Annotated in this window: 18 protein-coding genes and 1 pseudogene; 10 read left to right on the plus strand and 9 right to left on the minus strand. The window is 39.8% G+C overall.

Annotated features, from left to right (window positions below; translation table 11 throughout):
* Positions 1-34: 34 nt before the first annotated feature.
* On the minus strand, positions 35-1,954 hold the full coding sequence (gene dnaK / locus C2M33_RS00420; RefSeq protein WP_063703719.1) for a molecular chaperone DnaK: 1,920 nt from the start codon (positions 1,952-1,954) through the stop codon (positions 35-37).
* Positions 1,955-2,193: 239 nt separating this feature from the next.
* Between dnaK and C2M33_RS00425 the strand changes: the two genes are divergently transcribed.
* Positions 2,194-2,994, plus strand: coding sequence for a thioesterase family protein (locus tag C2M33_RS00425; protein ID WP_105173365.1), 801 nt, complete (start codon positions 2,194-2,196; stop codon positions 2,992-2,994).
* Here the strand turns inward: C2M33_RS00425 and C2M33_RS00430 are convergent.
* Complete coding sequence (locus C2M33_RS00430) at positions 2,983-3,759, minus strand: substrate-binding periplasmic protein (protein WP_063703714.1); 777 nt, start codon at positions 3,757-3,759, stop codon at positions 2,983-2,985. The two genes, C2M33_RS00425 and C2M33_RS00430, sit on opposite strands and share 12 nt — an antisense overlap.
* Before the next feature lie 140 nt (positions 3,760-3,899).
* Between C2M33_RS00430 and C2M33_RS00435 the strand changes: the two genes are divergently transcribed.
* Genes C2M33_RS00435 through C2M33_RS00445 form a run of 3 tightly spaced genes read left to right on the plus strand, consistent with a single transcriptional unit; the run spans position 3,900 to position 7,401 of the window.
* Positions 3,900-5,138, plus strand: coding sequence for a PqiA/YebS family transporter subunit (locus C2M33_RS00435; RefSeq protein ID WP_054563081.1), 1,239 nt, complete (start codon positions 3,900-3,902; stop codon positions 5,136-5,138).
* The gene (gene pqiB / locus C2M33_RS00440; protein ID WP_105173366.1) at positions 5,135-6,790 is read left to right on the plus strand and encodes an intermembrane transport protein PqiB; all 1,656 of its coding nucleotides are present in this window, start codon (positions 5,135-5,137) and stop codon (positions 6,788-6,790) included. Before C2M33_RS00435 ends, pqiB begins: the two co-directional genes overlap by 4 nt.
* Entirely contained in the window at positions 6,790-7,401 is a 612-nt protein-coding gene (locus tag C2M33_RS00445) for a PqiC family protein (RefSeq protein ID WP_105173367.1), read from the plus strand. The genes pqiB and C2M33_RS00445 overlap by 1 nt, the downstream gene beginning before the upstream one ends.
* On the opposite strand, the gene C2M33_RS00450 is transcribed toward C2M33_RS00445, so the two are convergent.
* Positions 7,384-7,875, minus strand: coding sequence for a GNAT family N-acetyltransferase (locus C2M33_RS00450; RefSeq protein WP_105173368.1), 492 nt, complete (start codon positions 7,873-7,875; stop codon positions 7,384-7,386). The two genes, C2M33_RS00445 and C2M33_RS00450, sit on opposite strands and share 18 nt — an antisense overlap.
* Positions 7,876-7,878: 3 nt before the next feature.
* The gene (locus tag C2M33_RS00455) at positions 7,879-8,283 is read right to left on the minus strand and encodes an NUDIX hydrolase (protein ID WP_105173369.1); all 405 of its coding nucleotides are present in this window, start codon (positions 8,281-8,283) and stop codon (positions 7,879-7,881) included.
* 287 nt (positions 8,284-8,570) lie between these two features.
* Here C2M33_RS00455 and C2M33_RS00460 point away from each other — a divergent pair, with 287 nt between their 5' ends.
* Positions 8,571-9,953, plus strand: coding sequence for a Na+/H+ antiporter NhaC family protein (locus C2M33_RS00460; protein WP_105173370.1), 1,383 nt, complete (start codon positions 8,571-8,573; stop codon positions 9,951-9,953).
* Between the two features lie 49 nt (positions 9,954-10,002).
* Here the strand turns inward: C2M33_RS00460 and C2M33_RS00465 are convergent.
* A pseudogene (locus C2M33_RS00465) lies at positions 10,003-12,887 on the minus strand (insulinase family protein).
* A 166-nt stretch (positions 12,888-13,053) separates the two neighbouring features.
* On the opposite strand from C2M33_RS00465, the gene C2M33_RS00470 reads away from it, so the two are divergent.
* A complete protein-coding gene (locus C2M33_RS00470; protein WP_105173371.1) occupies positions 13,054-13,467 on the plus strand; it encodes an MAPEG family protein in 414 nt (137 codons plus the stop codon).
* 61 nt (positions 13,468-13,528) lie between these two features.
* Here C2M33_RS00470 and C2M33_RS00475 read toward each other — a convergent pair whose 3' ends face one another.
* On the minus strand, positions 13,529-14,266 hold the full coding sequence (locus tag C2M33_RS00475; RefSeq protein ID WP_105173372.1) for a peptidylprolyl isomerase: 738 nt from the start codon (positions 14,264-14,266) through the stop codon (positions 13,529-13,531).
* A gap of 247 nt (positions 14,267-14,513) precedes the next feature.
* Between C2M33_RS00475 and C2M33_RS00480 the strand changes: the two genes are divergently transcribed.
* Together C2M33_RS00480 and ushA are read left to right on the plus strand one after the other, a co-directional pair.
* Positions 14,514-14,711, plus strand: a complete 198-nt coding sequence (locus tag C2M33_RS00480; protein WP_063703692.1) for a hypothetical protein — start codon at positions 14,514-14,516, stop codon at positions 14,709-14,711.
* Positions 14,712-14,786: 75 nt separating this feature from the next.
* Entirely contained in the window at positions 14,787-16,400 is a 1,614-nt protein-coding gene (ushA, locus tag C2M33_RS00485; protein WP_105173373.1) for a bifunctional UDP-sugar hydrolase/5'-nucleotidase UshA, read from the plus strand.
* Between the two features lie 68 nt (positions 16,401-16,468).
* Here the strand turns inward: ushA and C2M33_RS00490 are convergent, their stop codons facing one another.
* Positions 16,469-17,416 (minus strand): hypothetical protein, encoded by a 948-nt coding sequence (locus C2M33_RS00490; RefSeq protein WP_233999064.1) that lies wholly within the window; start codon positions 17,414-17,416, stop codon positions 16,469-16,471.
* Positions 17,403-18,305 (minus strand): hypothetical protein, encoded by a 903-nt coding sequence (locus tag C2M33_RS00495; RefSeq protein ID WP_063703685.1) that lies wholly within the window; start codon positions 18,303-18,305, stop codon positions 17,403-17,405. Before C2M33_RS00495 ends, C2M33_RS00490 begins: the two co-directional genes overlap by 14 nt.
* A 218-nt stretch (positions 18,306-18,523) precedes the next feature.
* On the opposite strand from C2M33_RS00495, the gene C2M33_RS00500 reads away from it, so the two are divergent.
* Both C2M33_RS00500 and C2M33_RS00505 read left to right on the plus strand, forming a co-directional pair.
* Positions 18,524-19,387 (plus strand): S1/P1 nuclease, encoded by an 864-nt coding sequence (locus C2M33_RS00500; RefSeq protein WP_063703683.1) that lies wholly within the window; start codon positions 18,524-18,526, stop codon positions 19,385-19,387.
* A 34-nt stretch (positions 19,388-19,421) separates the two neighbouring features.
* Positions 19,422-22,544: a TonB-dependent receptor gene (locus C2M33_RS00505; RefSeq protein WP_105173374.1), complete on the plus strand. Its 3,123-nt coding sequence runs from the start codon at positions 19,422-19,424 to the stop codon at positions 22,542-22,544.
* Positions 22,545-22,979: 435 nt separating this feature from the next.
* On the opposite strand, the gene C2M33_RS00510 is transcribed toward C2M33_RS00505, so the two are convergent.
* A complete protein-coding gene (locus C2M33_RS00510) occupies positions 22,980-23,990 on the minus strand; it encodes an ABC transporter ATP-binding protein (RefSeq protein WP_105173375.1) in 1,011 nt (336 codons plus the stop codon).
* Positions 23,991-23,993 lie beyond the last annotated feature (3 nt).

The following is a 23,993-nucleotide window of genomic DNA, read 5'->3' on the forward strand; positions in this document are numbered from 1 at the left end:
CCATTATTGCGTTAGGCAGAAGCGAAACAAGCAATTACTTGTCGTCTTTCACTTCTTCGAACTCTGCATCAACAACATCGTCGTCTTGTTTTGCAGAAGATTGCTGTGCACCTGCATCCGCACCACCTTGTTGTTGTGCTTTAGCTTGCGCAATTTCCATTAGCTTTTGTGATTTTTCAGCAAGAGCTTGAGTTTTCGCTTCAATCTCTTCTTTGTTATCACCTTTAATCGCCGCTTCTAGCTCAGTAAGCGCAGCTTCGATTGCTTCTTTATCTTCTGCTGGTAATGCATCACCCGCTTCTTCGATTTGCTTACGTGTACCATGAACCATTGCATCAGCTTGGTTACGAGTAGCTACTAGCTCTTCGAATTTTTTATCTTCTTCAGCGTGCGCTTCAGCATCACGTACCATTTTTTCTACTTCTTCATCGCTTAGACCTGAAGAAGCTTGGATTGTGATCTTCTGCTCTTTTCCTGTATCTTTGTCTTTAGCTGATACATGTAAGATACCATCCGCATCTACGTCGAATGTTACTTCGATTTGAGGTGTACCACGTTGTGCTGGGCGGATACCTTCTAGGTTAAATTGACCTAGAGATTTATTGTCGCTTGCACGCTTACGCTCACCTTGTAGTACGTGAATCGTTACCGCTGATTGATTGTCTTCAGCTGTTGAGAAAACTTGTGATTTCTTAGTAGGAATCGTTGTGTTTTTCTCAATTAATGCTGTCATTACTTGACCCATAGTCTCGATACCTAGTGATAACGGAGATACGTCAAGTAGTAGTACGTCTTTAACGTCACCAGCTAGTACACCACCTTGAATCGCAGCACCTACAGCAACAGCTTCATCAGGGTTAACATCTTTACGTGGCTCTTTACCAAAGAACTCAGCAACTGTTTTTTGTACTAAAGGCATACGTGTTTGACCACCAACAAGGATGATGTCATTTACGTCGCTTACTGATAAATCAGCATCAGCTAGTGCACGCTTAAGCGGCTCGATTGACTTAGTGACTAAGTCTTCAACAAGTGACTCAAGTTTTGCACGAGTAACTTTAACGTTCATGTGCTTAGGACCAGTTGCGTCAGCAGTCACGTACGGTAAGTTAACTTCTGTTTGCTGTGCAGAAGAAAGTTCAATCTTCGCTTTTTCAGCAGCTTCTTTAACACGTTGCATTGCAAGCGGGTCATTTTTAAGGTCAATACCTTGGTCTTTCTTGAACTCTTCAACTAAGTAATTGATAACGCGGTTATCAAAGTCTTCACCACCTAGGTGAGTGTCACCGTTAGTAGCAAGAACTTCAAACGTGTGCTCGCCTTCAACTTCGTCAATTTCGATGATAGAGATATCGAAAGTACCACCACCTAAGTCGTATACTGCAACAACGTTTTCACCTTTATTTTTGTCCATGCCGTATGCAAGTGCAGCGGCTGTTGGCTCATTGATGATACGTTTAACTTCAAGACCAGCGATACGACCAGCATCTTTAGTTGCTTGACGTTGTGAGTCATTGAAGTATGCAGGTACTGTAATTACTGCTTCTGTTACAGGCTCACCTAGGAAGTCTTCTGCTGTTTTTTTCATTTTTTTCAGCACTTCTGCTGAAATTTGTGGTGCCGCACGTTTTTCGCCACGTGCTTCAACCCATGCATCACCGTTATCAGCTTTTACAATTTTGAAAGGCATGATACCGATATCGCGTTGTACTTCTTCGTCTTCAAAACGACGACCAATTAGACGCTTGATTGCAAATAATGTATTAGTTGGGTTAGTTACCGCTTGGCGTTTTGCTGGTTGACCAACTAGTGTTTCACCGTCTTGCGTATATGCAATGATCGATGGTGTTGTGCGATCGCCTTCCGCGTTCTCGATAACGCGTGCTTTATCACCGTCTAGTACTGCTACACACGAGTTAGTAGTACCTAAATCGATTCCAATAATTTTACCCATGAATCTTCTCCAACTTCAGAATTCGTTAAAACGTTCGATGACTAGTAGATAGGGGTGCAGGAAACTGAATTCAACTGTAAAAATGAAAAAAATTTACTTTTTTTTGAAATATTTTCCAAATGGGCATTTTTTCTTCAATAAAGGCTGTTTTCTCAGCCTGCTTGCAGGATAAACGAACTGGTCTGATGACTTTAGCTATGCTATAACAAACAACATAATTATAAATGTTAAGGAAAATTATGCATTTTGATCAATTACTCGCCATGGCAGCTGAACTTGGCAAAGATAAAACTAAAGTAATGCAGTTTCCAGAAAACTGGTGTCAGGGTCGTACTGCCTTTGGTGGTTTATCAGCCGCTTTACTGTATCAAGCTATTCGTCAGCATATCGATAACTCTCGCCGTTTATTATCTTTAAGCACTAACTTTGTTGGGCCATTAATCGCTGACTGTGATTTTACAATCGACGTTGAAGTCTTACGTGAAGGAAAAAACAGTGCGCAGGTACTAGCAAAAGTAATTCAAAATGGCGATGTTTGTGTTATCACCCAAGCGTGCTTTGGGGCTGAGCGCCAATCAAGTGTACGTGTAGATGTCACTAAAACCATGCAGCTAAAACCGGTTGATGAGCGATTTACCCTACCTTATAAAGAAGGTGTGATGCCGGCATTTTTTCAACATGTGGCGTTATGCTTACAAGACGGCAATATGCCATTCTCTGGTGCTGACACATCACATTTAGGTGGTTGGATGAAATTCAAACATGCACCAGAGCAAATGAGTGAAGCCCATATCATTGCCCTAACAGATGCATGGCCACCCACCCTGTTACAAATGTATAAACAACCAGCTCCCGCAAGCAGTATGTCGTGGTATATAGAATTTGTAGAAGAGCCTACGATCAACCATGATGCTTGGATTGGCTACGAAGCAGTTACACACCATAGTAAGGATGGCTATGGGCTAGAAGATGGCTGCATTTGGAGTGAAGACGGTAAGCTAATTGCGCTGAGCCGCCAAACCGTCGCGTTATTCGCGTAACTCAGGCTCTGAAAGCTGTGCGTACTCAGTACCATCAAGGCGAATAATTGCTTGGTATTCGCCTGATTCTATGATCTCACCAAGACCCAAATTAAACGTGTTTTTTAACGTTTTACTGTAAAAAAACGCAGGTCTTGGTGCTTCTTTAAAAATTGCATGCACAATAAAAGGCTTTACCTCAGCGCTTTGTTTATATTTTTCTAAATAATATAAAAACACTCGGCGCTCTAAAATGATGACATCGACCCAGCCCTTCATTAGGTGATCAACTTGTGCTTCTTGATTTACCACTTCTTCGTAAGAACGCAAAATATTAGTAACCGATTTAAAAGGAGCTTCGATGAAATTAGTGGCATTTTGAAAGGCAAGCACGCTTTTACCAGCTAAATCATAAATACTATTAATTTTCAGCTCTTTATTGGCAAGGCTAACCGCCACATTTTGGTAGCTCAGTAATTCGTCGCTTTTATAGACATGCGGCGTGAGTACGGGTGGAAAATTTAATGCAATATCAACCTTGCCCTGCATAAGCTGCTGCTCAGCACGCTTATTAGACATGTAATGGATATCGATATTAGAAATGCCTTGCGATTTAAAAGCAGCTTTCAATATTTCAAGTTGAATACCACTGTTAGTGTCTTGAATAACATAAGGAGGCAAAGAGGCGCTTGCAGCAACAACAATCGGTTTTTGCGTATTTGGCTCAGATAAACACTCACCTTTAACACTAACAAACAACATTAAAAGGATAAATAATTGCTTCACTGCTCACCTTAAAGAATTAAATGTATTAAAAAGCGTAATCGCTTTGTACAAATATTAGCTTATATTAAACAAAGGTGCATTTGTATTTACACACTATTTGATGCAAACTTAACTAAGTTCTTGTTTAAGAGACCCTAAGTTTGCAAACAGCCTGTCCTAGCTGCGATCTTGTTATTGAGATCCCACATCTAAGTGCAAAACAAGTGGCAATATGCCCACATTGCAATACAAAGCTTTCGGCATCGCAAGCTAACCAAGATAGTATGGTGGTCGCACTGAGTTTAAGTGCTATTGTTATGCTACTCAGTAGTATGTTTTATCCATTCCTGTCTTTTACCAGTAGTGGCATTACTCAAACAATCACCTTACCCGATGCCGCACGAATTCTCTTTAATTACGACAATGACTTTTTAGGTTTGTTCATCGACACCAGTATTATTGGTCTGCCACTACTTTTATTAGTACTCATAATTCCTCTGCATTTAGGCTTACTAAAAGCGTTACCATATCAATGGGGAAAAAGGCTGTTAAAAACCACCTTTGCATTAGAACCTTGGATCATGTCAGAGATTTTTTTAATTGGCGTGATGGTCAGTATGGTTAAAATCATGTCGATGGCCGATATTGAATTTGGTGTAAGCTTTTGGGCCTATAGCGCTTTTGTTATTTGTTATGTAGCAGCCACAGCAAAATTAAATAAGCACACCTTATGGCAACAATTAAAAGAACCAGAATATATTGAGCAAACAAAGCCTAACACACGGGCCATTGACCAAGGTTTAAGAGCATGTCATGTTTGTGGGCAACTGTGTGCAACCGAAATCTGTTCACGCTGTGACTCTAAAACTTACAGTCGTAACCCTTTTAGTGTGCAAAAAGCAGCAGCATGGTTATTAACCTCAGTGGCCTGTTATATCCCTGCCAATGTCTATCCTATTATGTATACCACGAGCCTTGGCGATGAAACGCCATCGACAATTATTGGTGGCGTGATGATTTTATGGAATAGTGGTTCGTACCCTATCGCAATGATCATCTTTTTAGCGAGTGTGGTTGTTCCCCTCGCCAAAGCACTCATATTAAGTTTTTTATGCTTTATGGTGATGCGACCAGCAAACAGACAAACTAAAAGCTATACACGCATCTACCAATTGACTGAATTTATTGGCAAATGGTCAATGATCGATGTATTTGTTGTGGCGATTCTAGTAGCCTTAGTACAACTAGGAAACCTAATGTCAGTGACACCTGGCATTGGCACAATATTTTTTACCACCATGGTTATATGCCAAATGTTGGCAGCCCATGCGTTTGATCCCCGTTTATTGTGGGATAACCCAGATAACTTAAGTACTGCGAAACAAGAGACCTTGGCATGAGCGAAACCGCTAAAATAAAAACAGCGCCAAATATATCGGCAATCTGGATCATACCCGTTATTGCCTTATTAATTGGCGCATGGATGTTGTACCAGTATCAAGCAAATAAAGGCACTACCATCTTTATCAAAATGCCTCATGCAGAAGGTATTGTGGCTGGTAAAACAGAAATAAAAGTACGTAGTGTAAAGATTGGCCAAATCGACCATGTTCGTTTATCAGACAAACAAAATAGCGTCATCGCACGGGCGCAAATAGATAAACATTATGATGATTTACTCACAGATGATGCGAAAATTTGGGTTGTAAAACCACGGATTGATGACACCGGTATTAGCGGCATGAGTACCCTACTCTCTGGTGTGTATTTAGAATTTGCACCGGGTGAAAGTAAAAAGCTAGCCGAAAAATTTGAGCTACAAGATGAACCGGCTTTAATTGGTAAAGATGTAAAAGGTGGCCGCTTCACCTTGTTAAGCTATAACGCAGAAGTACTTGATGTAAGTACCGGTATTTACTTTAAAGATTACAAAATAGGCCAAATAGAAACCGCCACGTTTGATTGGAAGAATCAAGCGATGAAATATGGCATTTTTATCAATGAACCCTATCAAAACTTGATCACCTTAAACTCTATTTTCTGGGTTAATTCAGGTATCGAAATTGACCTCTCTGCAGATGGTATTAATGTTAACACAGGCTCATTAAGTAAATTGCTCAAAGGTGGTATTTCAGTAGGCATTCCAGAACAACAAACGCCCGGTGAAGTGGCCAGTAACGGCCATAGTTTTTCTTTAAGTAACAGCTACAAAGCCGCTTTAGAAGAACGCTTTTATGATTTTGACTACTACTTAATCGACTTTGAGCAATCAATTCGCGGTTTACGCGCTGGCGCGCCTGTCGAATACCGAGGTATGCGTATCGGTAGTGTGGTTGAAGCACCTGCAAGTGTCATTATAGATGGCAAGCCTGCACACTTTAGAACTGATAACACCGCAGTACCAGCCCTGATAAAAATTGAATATGGGCGCCTGTATCATGACAGTACAGCAGCACGCGAGTTTTGGCATTCAAGTTTAGATGGATGGATCAAAAATGGCCTGCGAGCGTCTTTAAAGCCAGGAAATTTACTCACGGGTGCCGTGTACGTTGACTTAGATATATACGATAACGCCGAACCTGCCGAATTAAAAACAATTGCCGATTACACTGTATTCCCCAGTGTATCAAGCGGAATTACGGTCATAGCAGACCAAGTCTCTGATGTATTAAATAAAGTGAATAACCTTAAAATTGAAGATAGCTTGGCGCAAATGCAGACCACCTTTGCCGAGTACCAAGCGCTTGCTCATGACATGAGAGAGCTACTAAATAAACAAGATACGCAAGACTTACCGGGTGATATAAATCGCAACTTTGCAGAAATGACAAAGAGCATGCAACAATTCGATAAAACTATGAAACAATTCGAAAAAACCATGGCAAGTTACGAGCAAGGTTCAACATTCCACCAACAGTTGCAAACGACTTTATCTGAATTTAAACGTTTAAGTGAAGAGCTACAGCCATTCACTCGAGGTTTAAACCAGCAACCTAATATGTTGATCTTTGATAAAGAGCTACCTGCCGATCCAACGCCGAGGAAACAATAATGAACTATAAACTCTGTGCTTCAGTGGCATCAGTGCTGTTACTTTCGGCCTGCAGTCAAACTTCATTCTCGACCATTGAGTATTATCAATTTTCGCAGCCAATAGTCGCAATGCAACGCTTAGCTGAGAATACACAAACACAGCTCAGAATTAACACCGTACAGTTACGCGGGGCGCTTAATAATCGCGGCATTGCTATGGTTCTCGACAACAACCGAGTCAATGCTGCTAACTACCATTTATGGAGCGAATCACCCGATTTAATGTTAACCGCCAGTGCTCATCAACAACTTTACACTGAACTTGATAATTGGATGGTAATAAAAGGCTTGCCTGTGATCACCGATTTAGATCAGCAAAGTTTCTATGAATTAGAATATGAACTACATCACTTTAACGGCGATGAACAAGGCAATGCCAACATTGCAGGGCTCTGGCGTTTGTACTATACAAACCCTGAATCTGGCCGAAAGTTAAAAGCAGTCAATTACTTTAATGAGCTTACACCACTACAAGACAGTGATTACGAAGGGCTTGTTGCAACACTTGAGTCAACGTGGCTGAAGGTTAACAAACAAGTTGCAAACGAAGTATCAAAGCTTGCTCTTTAATAAGAGTTTTAGAGGCTGATTGTCATCGTTAATGATGACATCGCCCAGAAACTCAAAACCGAGTTTCTGTAACACTTTCTGTGAGCCAATATTTGTTTGCGAGGTTATGGCTGCAAGTACACCAAGCTCTAATACGTGTTTTTTGGCCATCAATAACCTTGCAGCAGCTGTAATGATCCCCTTACCTTCATACTTAGCTAACAAGGCAAACCCTAAATCAGGGATAGCTAACGCATCGCGCTGAAAGAGCCCTACCATACCAACCGGTGTACCATCTGCTAAACAAACAATATAACTGCCAAAGCCCAATTGCTGGTGGCTATTTATAAAGGTTTGTTGAATATAATGCTCAGCTTGTGCGGGCGTATTAATGTTTTTATTACCGATATGCTCTAAGAATGTTGCTTGGTTTAAAAGTTCAACAATAAAGGTTGCATCATTTGGCTGCCCGGCACGCAAATATATATCTAACATAGGTTAAAACACCTTACTAACGACATCATTGGCAAAATTGAGACAGTCGAGAACACGCTCTTTTTGTACTTTAGATAACTCATCAATATCGAAATAGCCATACTCTGTGTGCTCATCGCTCAACATTATTTCAGCATCTTCTGCCATATGAGCACGGAAAATAAACGCATGAGAGTTAAACGCTGTGTGATAATAAACACCACTTAAATAAGCGATATCTACGTCGCAATTAAGTTCTTCTTGGCATTCACGTAGTAATGCTTGATGAATGGTTTCTCCTTTATCTAAAGCCCCGCCAGGTAACCCCCAACTTTTTTGACCATAATTAGCTTTTAGTAATAACACTTGCCCTTGGTTATTAGTGATAACCGCGTGACTACTGAGTCTGTATGTATCTGAAAATGCCATAAACCTTAGCTTAATTAAGTTAAAAAAGTAACACAGTTGAAGAGTGTAAAATAATTATCATCGCAATAAAAATTCTTATTGACTAAATTAATATTCAGGATTATTTTTCTTGCGATGTTTTGGGCAAAACAAAAGCAGTATACCCTCTATACTGTCTGGCGCCAGCCAACGCAGGCACTTTCCCTAATGGGTCCATAAAAGTGTGTTCGCGTAAAGCAGTTACTTGAGTCTATAGACTTCTGATTTCTGTAAGCAATCTCGCATTGCTTAACTGTGTGAAAAATATAATGCAAGAACCTTCTGCGTTAAGTTTACTACCGCCAGTATTGGTGGTGGTTTTGGCCGTATTTTTACGCCGCCCTATTTTATCTTTACTAATTGGTGCTTTGTTTGGTTTAGCAATGCTAGGACCAACCGCTGTGTTAGCCAATTTTGCTGATATTTCATTAAAGGTAATGCAAGACGAAACCATTGCTTGGCTAATTTTAGTCTGTGGTGGGTTTGGTGCATTAATCGCTTTATTAGTAAGAACCGGGGGGGCAAGTGCCTTCGCCGAATTAGCGTTAAAGTTTGCCAAAGGCCAGCGCTCATCGTTGGTGATGACATTTGTGCTAGGTGTGATTATTTTTATTGATGATTACTTAAATGCATTAACCGTCGGTGAAACCATGAAACGTATCACCGATAAGTTTAAAATTAGCCGTGAAATGCTCGCTTATGTTGTTGACTCAACAGCTGCGCCTATCTGTGTGCTGGTACCACTCTCTACATGGGCCGTATTTTTTGGTGGCTTGTTAGTTGATAATAATGTTGCACCAGAAGGTCAAGGTATTGCCGTCTACATTAAAGCAATCCCTTACATGTTATATGCTTGGTTTGCGGTCATTGTTGTATTACTGGTTAGCTTAAATGTGATCCCTGCTTTTGGTCCGATGAAAAAAGCACAACTACGTGCCATGAATAATCAAATCGAGATCTCAAATAGCCAATACACAGATGTCCAAACAGCGGATGAATACGCAGTAAAAGCAGCGGAAGAAAACTTTGAAACAGCCGCTTCAAACGGCAAACTGTATAACTTTTTACTGCCGATAGTTTTACTTGTTGCATTTACTGTTTACTTTGACATTGACGTATATAAAGGATTGCTTGCAACCTTTGCCGTTGTTTTACCTTTTTATATGTTACAAAAGTTGATGACATTGTCAGAACTCGTTGAGCGTATGCTTGATGGTTTTAAAAGTATGATCCCCGCTATTGGGACTGTGGTTGCAGCATTTATATTTAAAGATGTGTGTGACCAATTAATGCTTCCGCAATATGTTATTAATACATTAAGCCCTTATATGACGGCGCAGTACCTACCTGCCGTGGTGTTTTTAGCAATGGCAGTACTTGCTTTTGCAACAGGTTCAAGCTGGGGGATTTTCGCAGTAACGATTCCTATTGTAATGCCTCTGGCTTACGCAATTGATGCCAATATTCCTTTAGTGATTGGCGCTTTGCTGTCGGCGTCGTCATTTGGTAGTCAGGCGTGCTTCTATTCTGACTCCACGGTACTTGCCGCGCAAGGCTCAGGGTGTGATTTAGTCAGCCATGCTATCACGCAACTGCCTTATACCTTACTTGCAGCAAGCGCTGCATTTATAGGATTTTTGCTTATCGCATAAATAAAAAAGCCCAAGCAATTGCTTGGGCTTTTGTTTATCCGCTATTAAATTAGTTTTGGAATTTAATGCCTTTGTAAAAACTCTCTAAGTTTTCAACTTTTGTTTGGTTTTTAAGATCTGCAAATGGCTTATCCGCAAACTTACTACCACGCATTTGAATATTTAATCGTGGAGCCTCACTGTTAAGCATGGTTTTCTTGTAATAATCTTTAAGATCAGCCAAGGTTACTTTTTCAACTTCTGCGATAAGTTTTTCCTTAGAATCAAACTTAAAGTTCTCACGATACCAATCTGTGATAAGTGGTGACATTTCATCACTTAAGTTTTTAGGCTGCTCTTTTAAAGACACAAGCGTTGCATTTTTAAGTTGTGCAAATGTTTCTTCTGTCATGTTATCAAGCTCAACAGCGTATTGCTTTTTGAACTCATCAAAACGCGCTTGCATCTCTTTAGGGCCTTTAACCGGTGTTTGAATATATAGACCCAATGCAGAGTAGTCTTCGATAGGACGTGCTAACGCACCAACCGCATAAGCCAGCTGCTCTTCAGTACGTAACTTATCAAACGCTACGGTTCTAAAGTGACTTTGTAAGATTTGCGCCTGTGCTTTTTGCTTATAGCCAGGTGTTGGGTGTACAACCATATCAATGATTGCTACATCTGCTACATCAATATCTTTTTGTAATACGATGCGTTCACCTGGTTGAGGTAACCATGCTTTGCTTCTAGCAAACTCAGTCGTTTTATGGCCTTTAGGTAAAATAGCGGTTAGTTTACTCGCAATAGAGTCAACATCATTTTGGTTATAGTTACCAAACGTGAATACGCGTAGATCATTGGCAGCAAGTGTTGATTGCTTGATAGCCGCAAAATCAGCAAGAGTTAGCGCATCTGCCGCAGCAATTAAGCTTTCGGTATCAAATTTACCACTACGAGTCAGTTTTGAGTATTCACCGAATGCTTGGTAGAACGGGAACTGCTTTTGTTGATTGAGTAAATCACGCTTAAAACGATCGATTGCTTGGGCAAATCCTTCTTCAGACACATCTAACGTTAGATTTTCAAGCGCTTGAGCTAAAAGTACGTCTTGTTTATCAGTAAAACCACTTAGTGATAACACAAGGCCGTTACTTGGTTGTAGCCCTAAGCTCATACCTGCAACGGCTGCTTCTGTGCTTAGTTTGCTTTGTTGTAAGTTATAAAGATCAGCCCACACTGCATAAAGAACTTGTGATTTAACATTCACAAGGGCATCAGGTGTATTAATGTAAACTTCAACAAGACCCTTAGGTTGCTCAGCAAATTGCTGACTCGCTTGGCGCCAAACTTTTACACCTTGCTTATCAAATACCAATTCAGGATGTGCTTGTTGTTTAAACTCCGCCGTTTTAATTGCAAAGCTTTCTGGTAATAAGCGGTTTACTGTTGGTAATGCTAAAGCGTATTCGCTCGGTTTGCTCCAGCTTGCAACTTCTGCTTCGCTGATATCTTCAATGCGGTATTTACCATCGTAAAAATGCAGCTGTGAATCTGTTTCTTCTTGCTTTGAAATATACCAAATACGTAGCGTATCTTCGTTTAATTGTGAAAGCACATTTTGCACCGCATCTGCATCAAACTTTGCATAATAATAAGGTGCGTTAATTGCGTTGTTCACAGGGAATTTTTGCATGCTATCAGTTAAGTTACTGACATAACCAAACTCATCGCCTTTTTCTAGGAATTGAAATTCATTGTTTAGAGAGGTACGAATTTCATTAAAGTATTTGCTATCAACACCCTGCTCTTTGATAAGCGCAATGTATTGCATAACCATAGCGACAATTTCTTCGCGGTTTTGCATGCCCGCATCAGTCAATTCAATATTAACTGTTAAGCTGCCGTAGTTACCGTATTGAGTTGGAGCATCAGAAGCAGATAATCGTGACACCCAGCCTTTATCACGTAAAATTTGTGCCGGGCTACCTTGCATTTCGTTGCTTAAAAGGTAAGAAACAAAACGGTTTGGTTTTACCGCAAATTGTGAACTGTTATCAGCAATAGTGAACTCTAACTGTAGCTGTTTTACATCTTCATTCGGTGAGTAGTAAACACGTTTGCCACCTGCCACAGAGAAATCTAACTTATCAGTTACCGTTGGTTTTTCAATGTGTTTGTTTTCAATGTCAGCAAAATACTGTTTAGCTTTAGCTTCCATTTCAGCCAGTGGACGATTAGAAATCATCGCCACTTTCATAATGTTCGATGAATAATATTTGTTATAAAAAGCAACGGTTTCTTTGTGTAGATTGCTACCTCTTTATCCCCTAAAGTTTCTAGGTTACCAATTAAAAAGCGGTTTGCTGGGTGTGAGCCCATCATTTGGCGTGCCAATTTAAACTGACCAAAAAAGTCCATTTCACGGCGCATTGACCATTCTGCATTTACCGCATTTTTTTCTTTGTCTGTGTATTCAGGGTAAAGCTTTGGTGATTTAAAGAAATCCGCAAAGCGGTCAAGTGCTTCATCGTAAGCATCATTGTTCACTTTGAACATGTAGTTTGTGATATCTAACCAGGTGTAAGCGTTATGCGCCCCACCATTTTTAGTCATAAAATCGCTGTAACCTTTGGTGTCTGGGTAACGGTCTGTACCAAGGAACAGCATATGCTCTAGATAATGTGCCATACCTTGTTGCGACATAGGGTCGTGCAATAAACCAACACCGACACTCAATGCCGCAGCTGATTTTTCAGCGCTTGGGTCTGAAATTAAAATCACATCAATTTCGTTATCAAGTTTTAATGTTTTGTACTCACGTGTATCGTTTGGACTTATGACTAACGAGTCAGGAATAAGGTTCGTATTAGCAGCAGGAGGCGCTGTGGTAGAAGTAGATGAACAACCTGCTAACACTGCAAAAGCGATTGCACTGAGTCCCATTATTTTTTTCATTATTTTGTATCCATTAGAAATTGAATAAATTTTTATTTATCATGTGTTTTCGAGCGCCGCAATTCAATGCTTTTGAGCTAAGTTACAGCAAAACTTTGTAACACATTGTGAAAATGCAGTACTTACGGTTAAGATTAACAGCAATAACTATAACAAAGGATGAGCTATGGAAAAGTGGCTAATTGTAGCAATGTTCACTCAGGTCTTACTGACGTTCATTGTGATGTACATTATGGGTAAACGCCGCTTTCGTGCGGCAAAACAAAAAACCATTGAGATGAAAGATTTCTTAACAATGGATTTAGAAAAAGCAGGCACTGATGTACGTGTTGCAGATCGCAATTTTATCAATCAATTCGAAATGCCCGTGCTGTTTTTTATCGGCTGTTTAACAGCTCTGCAGGTCAATGCGGTGGGTACTGTTTTTGTTGCCCTTGCTTGGGTTTATGTTGCATTAAGAATTATTCATAGCGTAATACACTTAACTTCAAATACCTTAAAGGCGCGCTATTATAGTTTCGTTGTCAGTAGCTTTATTATGCTAATAATGTGGGTGCTGGTTTTAGTAAGAATCTTTTAGTACTTAGTGATACAAAGAAAAAAGGCGCTTTTTAGCGCCTTATTAACTTTATTGATTGGAATTATTTACGACGAGTAAAACCTGCAAGGGCTAATAAAGATAGCATCCACGCAAGACTACCACCTGAACTACCACCGCCATTATCGGATGAATTATCTTCGTCAATAAGTGTATTTTCTTTTGGTGATAAAGAGGCAGATGAATTCGGATCATCATCAATCACAACAACACTGTTAATCATCACTAAGTTTTCAGCATTAAAACCGCTAGTGGTGGTTGGGCATTGATCTTCATTTAAGCCAACCGTTGGAATTTCACCACAGTGAACTAATGATGTAATTGTCTCGATTGTTTCAAAGCTATCAGCTGTGATTTCACCAAACACGGTGAAACCACCGTTTTGTAAATCAAGATTAGCGCTATTATCTTTTAAGTTAAAAAACCATTGGCTTGTTGCACTGTTGGGATTGCCACCAACTTTCGCCATTGCAATCGTGCCTTTAACGTTTGATAAAACAGGTTCATTGGTAATTGCATCAGCTGTTTCAATCGAATTAAAGTCCGTATCAAACTTAAAACCACCCCCTTGCAATACAAAATCGTCAACAGAACGATGAATAACACTGCCGTCATAACTACCGTCAGTTACATAGTTAAGAAAGTTTTCTACCGTGATAGGTGTGTGTTGATCATAAAGGTTAACGGTAATGGTGCCTTGATTTGTTTGCATTTCTACAATCGTCGCATTAGCTGTAAAGCAGCTTGTAAAAAGCGCAGTTGCAAGTAGATGTTTTTTCATTGTTTATCTTTCCTGATACTTTTTATTATAAAACTGCACGAAGCTTAAACAAAAAAGGTTGATGCATAAATAGCAAACAAAATAGTTACACAAAACACGCCATAGCAATTACAACTCAGTTACATTAATTTACATCGCGTATTCATTTTAGTTATAAAAAATATAAACACTAAATCAAAATCGTCTTATCAAATTGACTCAGTTTGTTAGTATTTGCACGACAACAATGAACACACAGGAATTAACCATGGCGAATGAAGAGAACGCAATATGCGATTTTGGCCTACACCAAGGTGAGCCTTACAGCCAGTTACCAGCTAGTTTTTTAAATTGGATGGTGGGCAATAATCACCAAAAGTCTCATTACGCAGAACAAGAACTGCAACGCCGGCAACTCGCTGCAACAGGACAAATAAATACAGAAAATAGCAACAAAAGTTTATAAAAGACATTTAATTTAAACTTAAGTCGTTTAAACTAAGCGCTTAATTAACCTACTGCTCTAATCAGGCAAACAATTATGCGCTTTTTTTTATTAACTTCGCTACTGGTTACCCTAACCGCATGTAGCTCATCTTCGAATAATACTGATTCAGTACAATATTTAACTCTACTTCATACCAATGATAACCACGGTCGCTTTTGGCACAACGAGCAAGGCGAGTATGGTATGGCAGCCCGTAAAACTTTAATCGATCAATTAAGAACCGATGCTAAAGCAAAAGGCCATGCTGTGTTATTGCTGTCAGGCGGCGATATCAATACCGGTATTCCAGAGTCAGACTTACAACACGCAGAGCCCGATTTTAAAGGTATGTCTTTAATTGGCTATGACGCAATGGCAATTGGTAACCATGAGTTTGACAATCCTCTAGCAGTACTCGATCAACAACAAAGATGGTCTAACTTTCCATTTCTATCAGCCAATATCATCGATAAAACAACCGGTGAAGCACGCTATCAAGGTTATAAAATCTTTGAAAAAAATGGCCTTAAGATTGCTGTAATCGGCTTAACAACCACAGATACAGCTAAAATAGGTAATCCTCAATATATCGGTGGCCTAGAATTTAAAGACCCAACAGAGGTTACTGCAAAGTTAGCCCCAGAAATTGAAAAACAGTACAACCCTGACATCACCATTGCTGTCACGCACATGGGTCACTATGTTGATGCGAACTTTGGGATTAATGCGCCGGGTGATGTAACCATGGCGCGTAACTTACCAAAAGGCATGCTTGATATTATTGTTGGCGGTCATTCACAAGAACCTGTTTGTATGAAAGAGGCAAATATTGCTGACGAAAGCTTCATGCCAGGTAAAGCATGTAAACCAGATCAACAAAATGGCACTTGGATCATGCAAGCCCATGAGTGGGGTAAATATGTAGGTAAGGCTGAATTCAAATTAGAAAAGGGCCAATTAACACTTCTTAATTACGCACTTATTCCAGTTAACCTATATATCGATGATGAAAATGGCAATAAGAAGTTGGCAGCTGATTACATCGAACCAAACAAAAGCTTACAAGACGTACTTGCTGTTTATCAGCAAAAAGGCGCTGCTCAAATTGCCGGTAAAATTGGCGCCGTTGATGCAAAACTTGAAGGTGACCGTAACAAGGTGCGCTACGAGCAAGTTAACTTAGCACGCGTAATAATTGCTGCTCAAATGCAATCTGTGGGTGCTGATTTTGGTTTGATCAGTGGTGGCGGTATTCGCGATAGCATTCAAGAAGGTGATGTCAGTTATAAAGATATTTTAAAAGTTCATCCTTTTAAAAACCGTATCACTTATATTGATATGACAGGCCAGGAGTTATTTGATTACTTGTCTGTGGTTACGTCTTTCCCACCTGATTCAGGTGCCTACTTACAATATTATAAGTTGAGCTTTAAACGCGACAATGACGCCTTATCTGATGTAAAGATTGCTGGAAAGCCACTTGATATGGCTAAAATATATCGTATGAGTATTAACAGTTATAATGCCTCTGGTGGTGACGGCTACCCTACTCTTACCGACAAAAAAGGCTTTGTGAGTACAGATGATACAGATGCACAGGCATTAAAACGTTTCTTTGAGCAAAATAGCCCTGTTAAAGCGGCTGATTATGCGCCTAAACAACAATAAGATGTACTCAATAATCTTTAACAAGCAAAAGGGAAGTCAATGACTTCCCTTTTTACTTTTAAACTAGATTATTTGCCTATGACTTCAATATCGGCAATCTCAATCGATTTCAATCCGTAATGATGTAAACGCGAACGGGAGCCTTCACCATGGGCCTTAGGCGGATAATAGGTTTCTTTTATCTCTAGCTGATCTTGCCAAACTTCATCAAGTGCAGCACGAATTTCACTTAATGTTTTTTCTAAACTATTGGTAAAGTTTGGGCGCTTACGTATTGTATGGCCAAGCTCAACTAACCGGTAAAAATACTTGTTCGCTAAAGTCAGCAATTCTTCTGGTACATCTTTATTTTGATTAAGCACTACATCTGGGTGCTCAATACAAAACTCAACCAATGCAAGATAAAAGCACAGCGGCTTATTAGCAAGTGCAACGGTTTTATCAACAGCACAACTGGCAGCCAAGGTTTTATTTTGAAGATCAACTATCAATTTAGGTTTTTCTACAGCTTGTATTTCAACCTCAGGCTCATGTTTTGCAATTTGAATTTTAGTACGCTCACTTATAAATAATAAATACGTTAGTGCAGCAGACACCAAACTCACTAGAATTAATACAGCAATATCATTTTTTGAAAATAAAGACGATGCGACAACAAAGCTTACCGTTAGCGACTTTTGTGGTGCATGCAATTGTTTAGTAATTAAATCTGCACGGGCAGGATAATCAGAGATCCCTTCAATTGAATAAACCATCACGCCCGAATCTTTTAACTGAGCATTAAGACGCGCGATATAGTTGAGTACCATGTCTTTACTACCTGAATGCTTTAAAAAATCATCAGGTAAATTTAAGTGATTTAAATCAAGAGCAATACGGTTTTCAACTTTTGCTAGAGTCAGTGCATCATTAGTTGTTGTCTTATAAGCTTTTGCAGTAATAAAGGTGGCAAATAAAGCCAAACAACAGCATAGAAAAACCGCCCCATAAGCAAGCTTTATTCTAATTGGCAGCATTGCTATCCCCTACTTTCATTGTTTGCTGGTTTAAGTCACATTCCCAAAAAGACTCAACATGATTAAAGTAATGGGAATTCTGATTATGGGCTAACTGAGTTAGGCGTGTTTGAACAGCACATAAAAGGTCGGTGTTCTCATCTTGCATTTTTAAATACCAACGACTGCCACTTATATTGTCACGGATAGGCGTAATGTAATTGATTGAAAAGCGTTGCTGATCACTATCTTGCCAATAAGAAGAGATTAAATCGACTTTACCGCTTGCAAGTAACTCTCTTAATTCTGTATGTGAACTGGCATAAGTGATATTTAGGTTTTCTAGGTTGATGTCTAATTTTTTAAATAATTGCTTAGGTAAAATGTGCCCAGAGCGACTCGTTGGATAATCAAGTAAGCCAATACGCTTGTCTAAAAAATAACTTTTTTCAATTCGGGGCTTTTCTTTACTCGAAATTAAATAAGCAGTGTAATCTGGGAAGCCAACAACCGCTTGATAGTTATAGGTTGACTCGGCCATAAAGGCATTAATCAAGTTTTCTTTAGCAAGGATCAAATCTGCTATCCCTTTACCTAAAAACTCAATTGTGTCTGAGGTTTTATAACCCCAATAAGAGGTGACCTTGCCATATTGTTTACTAATGATGTCATCTGCGCATAGGGTTTTAGCAACATCCTCAGCCAACACTTTACCTGATGAATACACCACCAGTTCATTAAGGTTAACCTCTGATTTAGTATCACATTGGAATGATGTTTCAATAAATGCATCGATATCAGAAACAGGCGGTTTACCCTGCAAAATTCCGATATAAAAAAACAAAATTAGTGACAGAAACAAAAATGTAACAATCGACGATTTTTTTATTAGTATTGTTCTTAAATTCAATTTTAATAGCCAACAACGCTCCGTTGTCTCTATTTGAACAATTATTCTTACTTATTACAACAGGTAATTTTACCTGAATATTGTAAGTTATTGAAAAACAGAATATATGAACAAGAAATTATGAATCTTATTGAGTCCTTTCTATTTGTTTTTAAATTCAGGAAAATACACACCAAGAAATCGTGCTTCAGGGCACATTCATTTTGGACACTGAGTCAATGTTACAAAAAACAATAAAAATGTTGCTGTTATCGACACCAGTTATTTCTGTGTTGTTAAGTAACCCTGCAAATGCATGGGGTCAGAATGGTCACCGTATTATTGGTGAAATTGCATCTAAGCATATTACTGACACCACTAAGCAAGCATTAGTTCCTTTACTTGATGGTGATTCTTTACCACAAGTTGCAACATGGGCTGATGAAATGCGTTCTGCGCCTGAAACGTTTTGGCAAAAAAAATCTTCACGCTGGCATTACATAAATTTCAAAGAAGGCGATGCTAAGCCTCATTACGACTCACATGCCCACCATAATAAAGAAACCGTGTCAGACATCCTTGAAGGCATGGAATATTCAATATCAGTTTTACAAAACCCAAAAGCCTCTCTCGGTGAAAAGCAATTTGCATTACGCTTTTTAGTTCACCTTGTTGGTGATAGCCACCAACCTTTTCATGCTGGTCGAGGCGAAGATCGGGGTGGCAACAATATTTCTGTCACATTTTTCGGTCAAGATACCAATTTACATAGCTTATGGGACACAAAACTCATTGAAAATGAAAATTTGTCCTATACTGAGTTTGCGCAATTTATAAATACAACAAATCAAGCGTTAATAACGGACTATCTTGCCAGTTCACCTAGCGATTGGTTGATCGAATCTAATAACATTGCAAACTCTCTGTATAAAGAAAATGAAACAAACGTAAGTTATAGTTATATCTATAAAAACTTACCAGTTGTTAAAACTCGCCTACAACAAGGTGGGATAAGATTGGCTGGTTTATTAAATACATTATTTGATAAATCAGCAAAACCGTTAGTAAAGGCACTTAAGATGCCAACTGACAGCAAACTATAAATGAAACATAACCTCTAACACGGGAAATAACATAATGAAAATCCAACTCCGCAAAACAGCTCTATCACTTGCTATTGCAGCATGTGTTGGTGTGAGTGGTGCAGCGTTAGCAAATGAAACAACATCTGCTATCAAGGGTCAAATCAAAGGTCCAAACGGCAACCCTGCTGCTGGCACTAAGATTACTATCGTTCACTTACCTTCAGGTTCAACTAAAGAAACTGAAACGAACGATGCGGGTTACTTCACAGCAAAAGGCCTACGTGTAGGTGGTCCTTACCGCGTTGTTGTTGATTCTGACGTATTCGCAGATCAAACATTCAACAACATCAACCTACAAGTTGGTGCTGACTACCCAGTTAATGTTACGTTAGAGAGACAATCTGATGTAGAACAAATCGTAGTTACTGGTCGTCCTATCAGCCGTATGTCTGGTGGTACAGGTCCAGCTGCAACGTTCACTCTTGAAGATTTAGAAAACCAACCAGCTATCAACCGTGACTTAAAAGATATCGTTCGTATCGACCCACGTGTAACAATTGACGATAGCCGCGGTTCAATCAACTGTGGTGGTGGTAACCCTCGTTTCAACAGCTTAACGCTTGACGGCGTTCGTATGAACGATAACTTCGGTTTAAGCTCTAACGGTTACCCTACAATCCGTGCTCCTTTCTCTTTTGATTCAATCGAACAGGTTGCAGTTGAACTAGCACCTTTTGATGTTCAATATGGTGGTTTCACATCATGTAACATCAACGCTGTTACTAAATCAGGTGGTAATGAAGTACACGGTGGTATGTTCTTCGATTACACAAATGATTCAATGAAAGGCGATAAAATCGAAGGCGAAGACTACGATAACGGTGATTACACCGAAAAACGTTACGGCTTCAACGTTGGTTTACCACTAATAAAAGATAGCCTTTTCTTATTCACATCTTACGAAAAACTTGAAGGTGTAAAACAATACAACTACGGCGGCCTAGACACAGGTAGTGTTTCAGCAGCTGATGTTGCACGTGTACAGCAAATCGCTCAAGATGTTTACGGTTATGACGCAGGTGGCATGCCATCAAGCGCACCAGTTGAAGATGAAAAAATCTTAGTTAAACTTGACTGGAACATCAATGACGATCACCGTGCTAACTTAGTCTATAACTATAACGATGGTTTTACACTGTCTCAATCAGATGCTTACAGCAACACTGTTACTTTAGATAATCACTTCTTCAAACAAAGTGCTGAATTTACATCAATCATTGGTTCACTTTACTCAGATTGGTCAGACAGCTTCTCTACTGAAATTCGTCTAGGTAAATCAGAATTAGACCAGACTGTTCGCTCTTTAGATGCAGCAAGCAGCTTTGGTGAAATGCAAATTCGTACAGAAGATGGTGGTACAATCTACATTGGTCCAGATGACTCGCGTCAATCTAATGCTCTTAGCTACGAAACAGTAACAGCAAAAATTGCAGGTACATACTACCTTGATCAACACACAATTACTGCAGGTTATGAGTTTGAAGAATTAGACGTATTCAACCAATTCGTTCAGCACACTCAAGGTGAGTGGCGTTTTAACTCTGTGGATGATTTTGAAGCAGGCCAAGCTGCACGTATCTACTACAACAACGCTGCAGGTACTAACGATCCAACAGATGCTGCTGCAAGCTTCTCATACGCTCAACATACATTATACGTTCAAGATGAGTACAGCTTCACAGATTTAGATGCGACATTAACGTTTGGTCTACGTTACGACAAATACACAAGTGACGACACACCTAACTACAATGAAAACTTCACTAATCGCTACGGTTTCAGTAACCAATCTACATTCGACGGCATCGATTTAATCCAGCCACGTGTTGGTTTTGAATGGTACGCAACTGATGCATTAGAAGTACGCGCAGGTGTTGGCTTATTCTCTGGTGGTAACCCGAATGTATGGTTATCTAACTCATACTCAAACGATGGTATCACAAACATTAGTACTTACCGTTCAGGTGTAGATTTATTTAATACCCCAACAGTAAACGGTGGTACTCCAGGTTACGAAGTACCACAAGAAATGTATGATGAAGTTGCAAACACAGTTATTGGTTCAGGTGACTCGTCTGTAAATGCTGTTGACCCAGATTTCGAAATGCCGTCAGAGTGGAAGTACTCAGTTGGTGCAACATACACAACTGAAGATGAGTACGTATTCTCACTAGATTACTTATTCACTAAACGTAAAGATGCTGCAATCTTACAAGATATCGCGTTACAAGATTCAGGTAACACTACATTTGATGGTCGCCCAATTCTTGAAGAAAAAGAAACTGGTCGTAGCGGTGACTTATTACTTACAAACGTAAGTGGTGACAGCGGTGAGTCTCATGTAATCTCAGCTGCAATGAGCAAGCGTTTTGATAACGGTATTAGCGTACAACTAGCTTACGCTTACACTGATTCAACTGATGTTAACCCTATGACAAGTTCGGTAGCGAGCTCAAACTACGGTAACTTAGCGACATATGATCCGACTAATCCAGGTGCACACACATCTGATTACGAGATCCCACATCGCTTTACTATGACATTAGGTTATACAACTGAGTTGTTTGATGGTTACAACACTCGTTTCAACCTATTCAGCGAAACGTACAAAGGTCTACCTTACAGCTACACGTTTGATGATAGAGACAATGATGTTTGGGGTGATAACAACTCAAACGGTAGTCGTCAGTTAATGTATATCCCTGAAGTAAATGACCCGAATGTTGTTTACGACATGACACCTGAAGAAGTAACTGAGTTTAACGAGTGGATTTCTGCTCAAGGCCTTGAGCGCGGTGAAATCTCTGGTCGTAACCGTCAAAATGCTGATTGGTTCACTAAAGTTAACTTCAAGATGACCCAAGAGTTACCTGGTTTTATGCCTGGTCACAAAGGTGAAGTGTTCTTCGTTATCGATAACTTAACAAACATGTTAAACGATGACTGGGGCGTACTTAAGAAAGGTAGCTTTGTTGGTAACAGCATGGTAACTGTAGACCTTGATGACCAAGGTCGTTACGTATATTCAAACTTCAACCCTAACAATGGTAAAACTGCAACACAAAGCAGCGCATCAGTTTGGGAAATGCGTGTAGGTGTACGTTATACATTCTAATAACGAGTTAACCTTGTTATAAAACAAAAGCCCGCCCCTACTGGCGGGCTTTTTACGTATTGGTGGAAAGTTAGCTATTACAAGTTACGAGAGTAAAGTTACTAGGGGAAAGTTAGCAAGAGTAAAGTTAGTAAGTTACTAGTAGCAGCGATTTTACATCGAGTTCAGTACCTAAAACCAAGTAGCTGACATGTCCTTTAGTAGGACTGGCTTTAGCCGGGAATGGTTGTAGATACGAGATACGAGATACGAGATACGAGATACGAGATACGAGAGTAAAGCTTCTAGGGGAAAGTTAGCAAGAGTAAAGCTCAAGAGTAAAGTTAGCAAGTTAAGAAGTCGCAGCGATTTTACATCGCGTCTGAGGGCTGAAGGCTGAAGGCTGAAAGCTTTCTAAAAAATGCAGGCCATTAAGACCTGCACAAATATTTTTATTTAAGCTGCGTAAACCGCAAGTGGGTGTGTTGTATTGATAGAAACATGCACTGCATCACCTGGGCGAACCATCACTTCATGGCTGACACGGCTTGTCACTACAGTATCACACGCTAATTTAACAGCGCATAAGCGACTGCCACCTTCGTAACGTACCCATGTCACTTTACCATTACTGGTATCAGCATTTTGAATAAGATGAACATCATCAGGGCGAAGTAGTACATCAACCTTCGCAGTATCATGATCAACCCTAATAGCTGGAGCATTACCTAAATCAGTGGTGGCAATATCACCTTCACAATTACCGGCAATGAAACTTGCTTCACCTAAAAAGCGTGCCACAAAGCGATTGCTTGGTAAGCTAAAGCAGCGTTCAGGGGTATCTATTTGCTGAATTATGCCTTCTTTCAGTACGCCAACACGATCACCGACAGATAAGGCTTCTTCTTGGTCATGGGTTACCCAAATAGCTGGAACGCCTGCATCTTTTAATGCATTACGAATATCCCAACGTAGGGTGTCTTTTAAAGCCGCATCTAGGTTTGATAAAGGCTCGTCAAGCAATACAAAGTCTGGTTCGTGAGCAAGTGTACGGGCAAGCGCTACACGCTGCTTTTGACCACCCGATAAGGTGGAAGGCTTTTTATCACGAAATGCTTCAAGACCCAATAACTTAATCCAATGATCAGCTTTTGAGGTATCGGTTAATCTAAAGCAAATATTTTGCTGTACCGTTAAATGCGGAAATAACGCAAAGTCTTGAAATACCATTCCTACTTTTCGTTTTTCTGGTGGTACTTTTAATTTAGGTGTTGCCCGCCATGAGCCTAAATTAATTTCGCCTTCGCTGATAGGAATAAGTCCAGCTAACGCTTGTAAGATTGTACTTTTACCACAGCCAGTTGGACCAACTAGCATGAGGATCTCACTTTCCCCAAGTGATAAGTTGAGTTCACTTACCACACGATTGCTACCATAATCGATAGACAGCTTACTAACTGATAGCATTAA

Source organism: Pseudoalteromonas sp. T1lg122, from assembly GCF_002964825.1.
GTDB classification, from domain to species: Bacteria; Pseudomonadota; Gammaproteobacteria; order Enterobacterales; family Alteromonadaceae; genus Pseudoalteromonas; species Pseudoalteromonas gelatinilytica.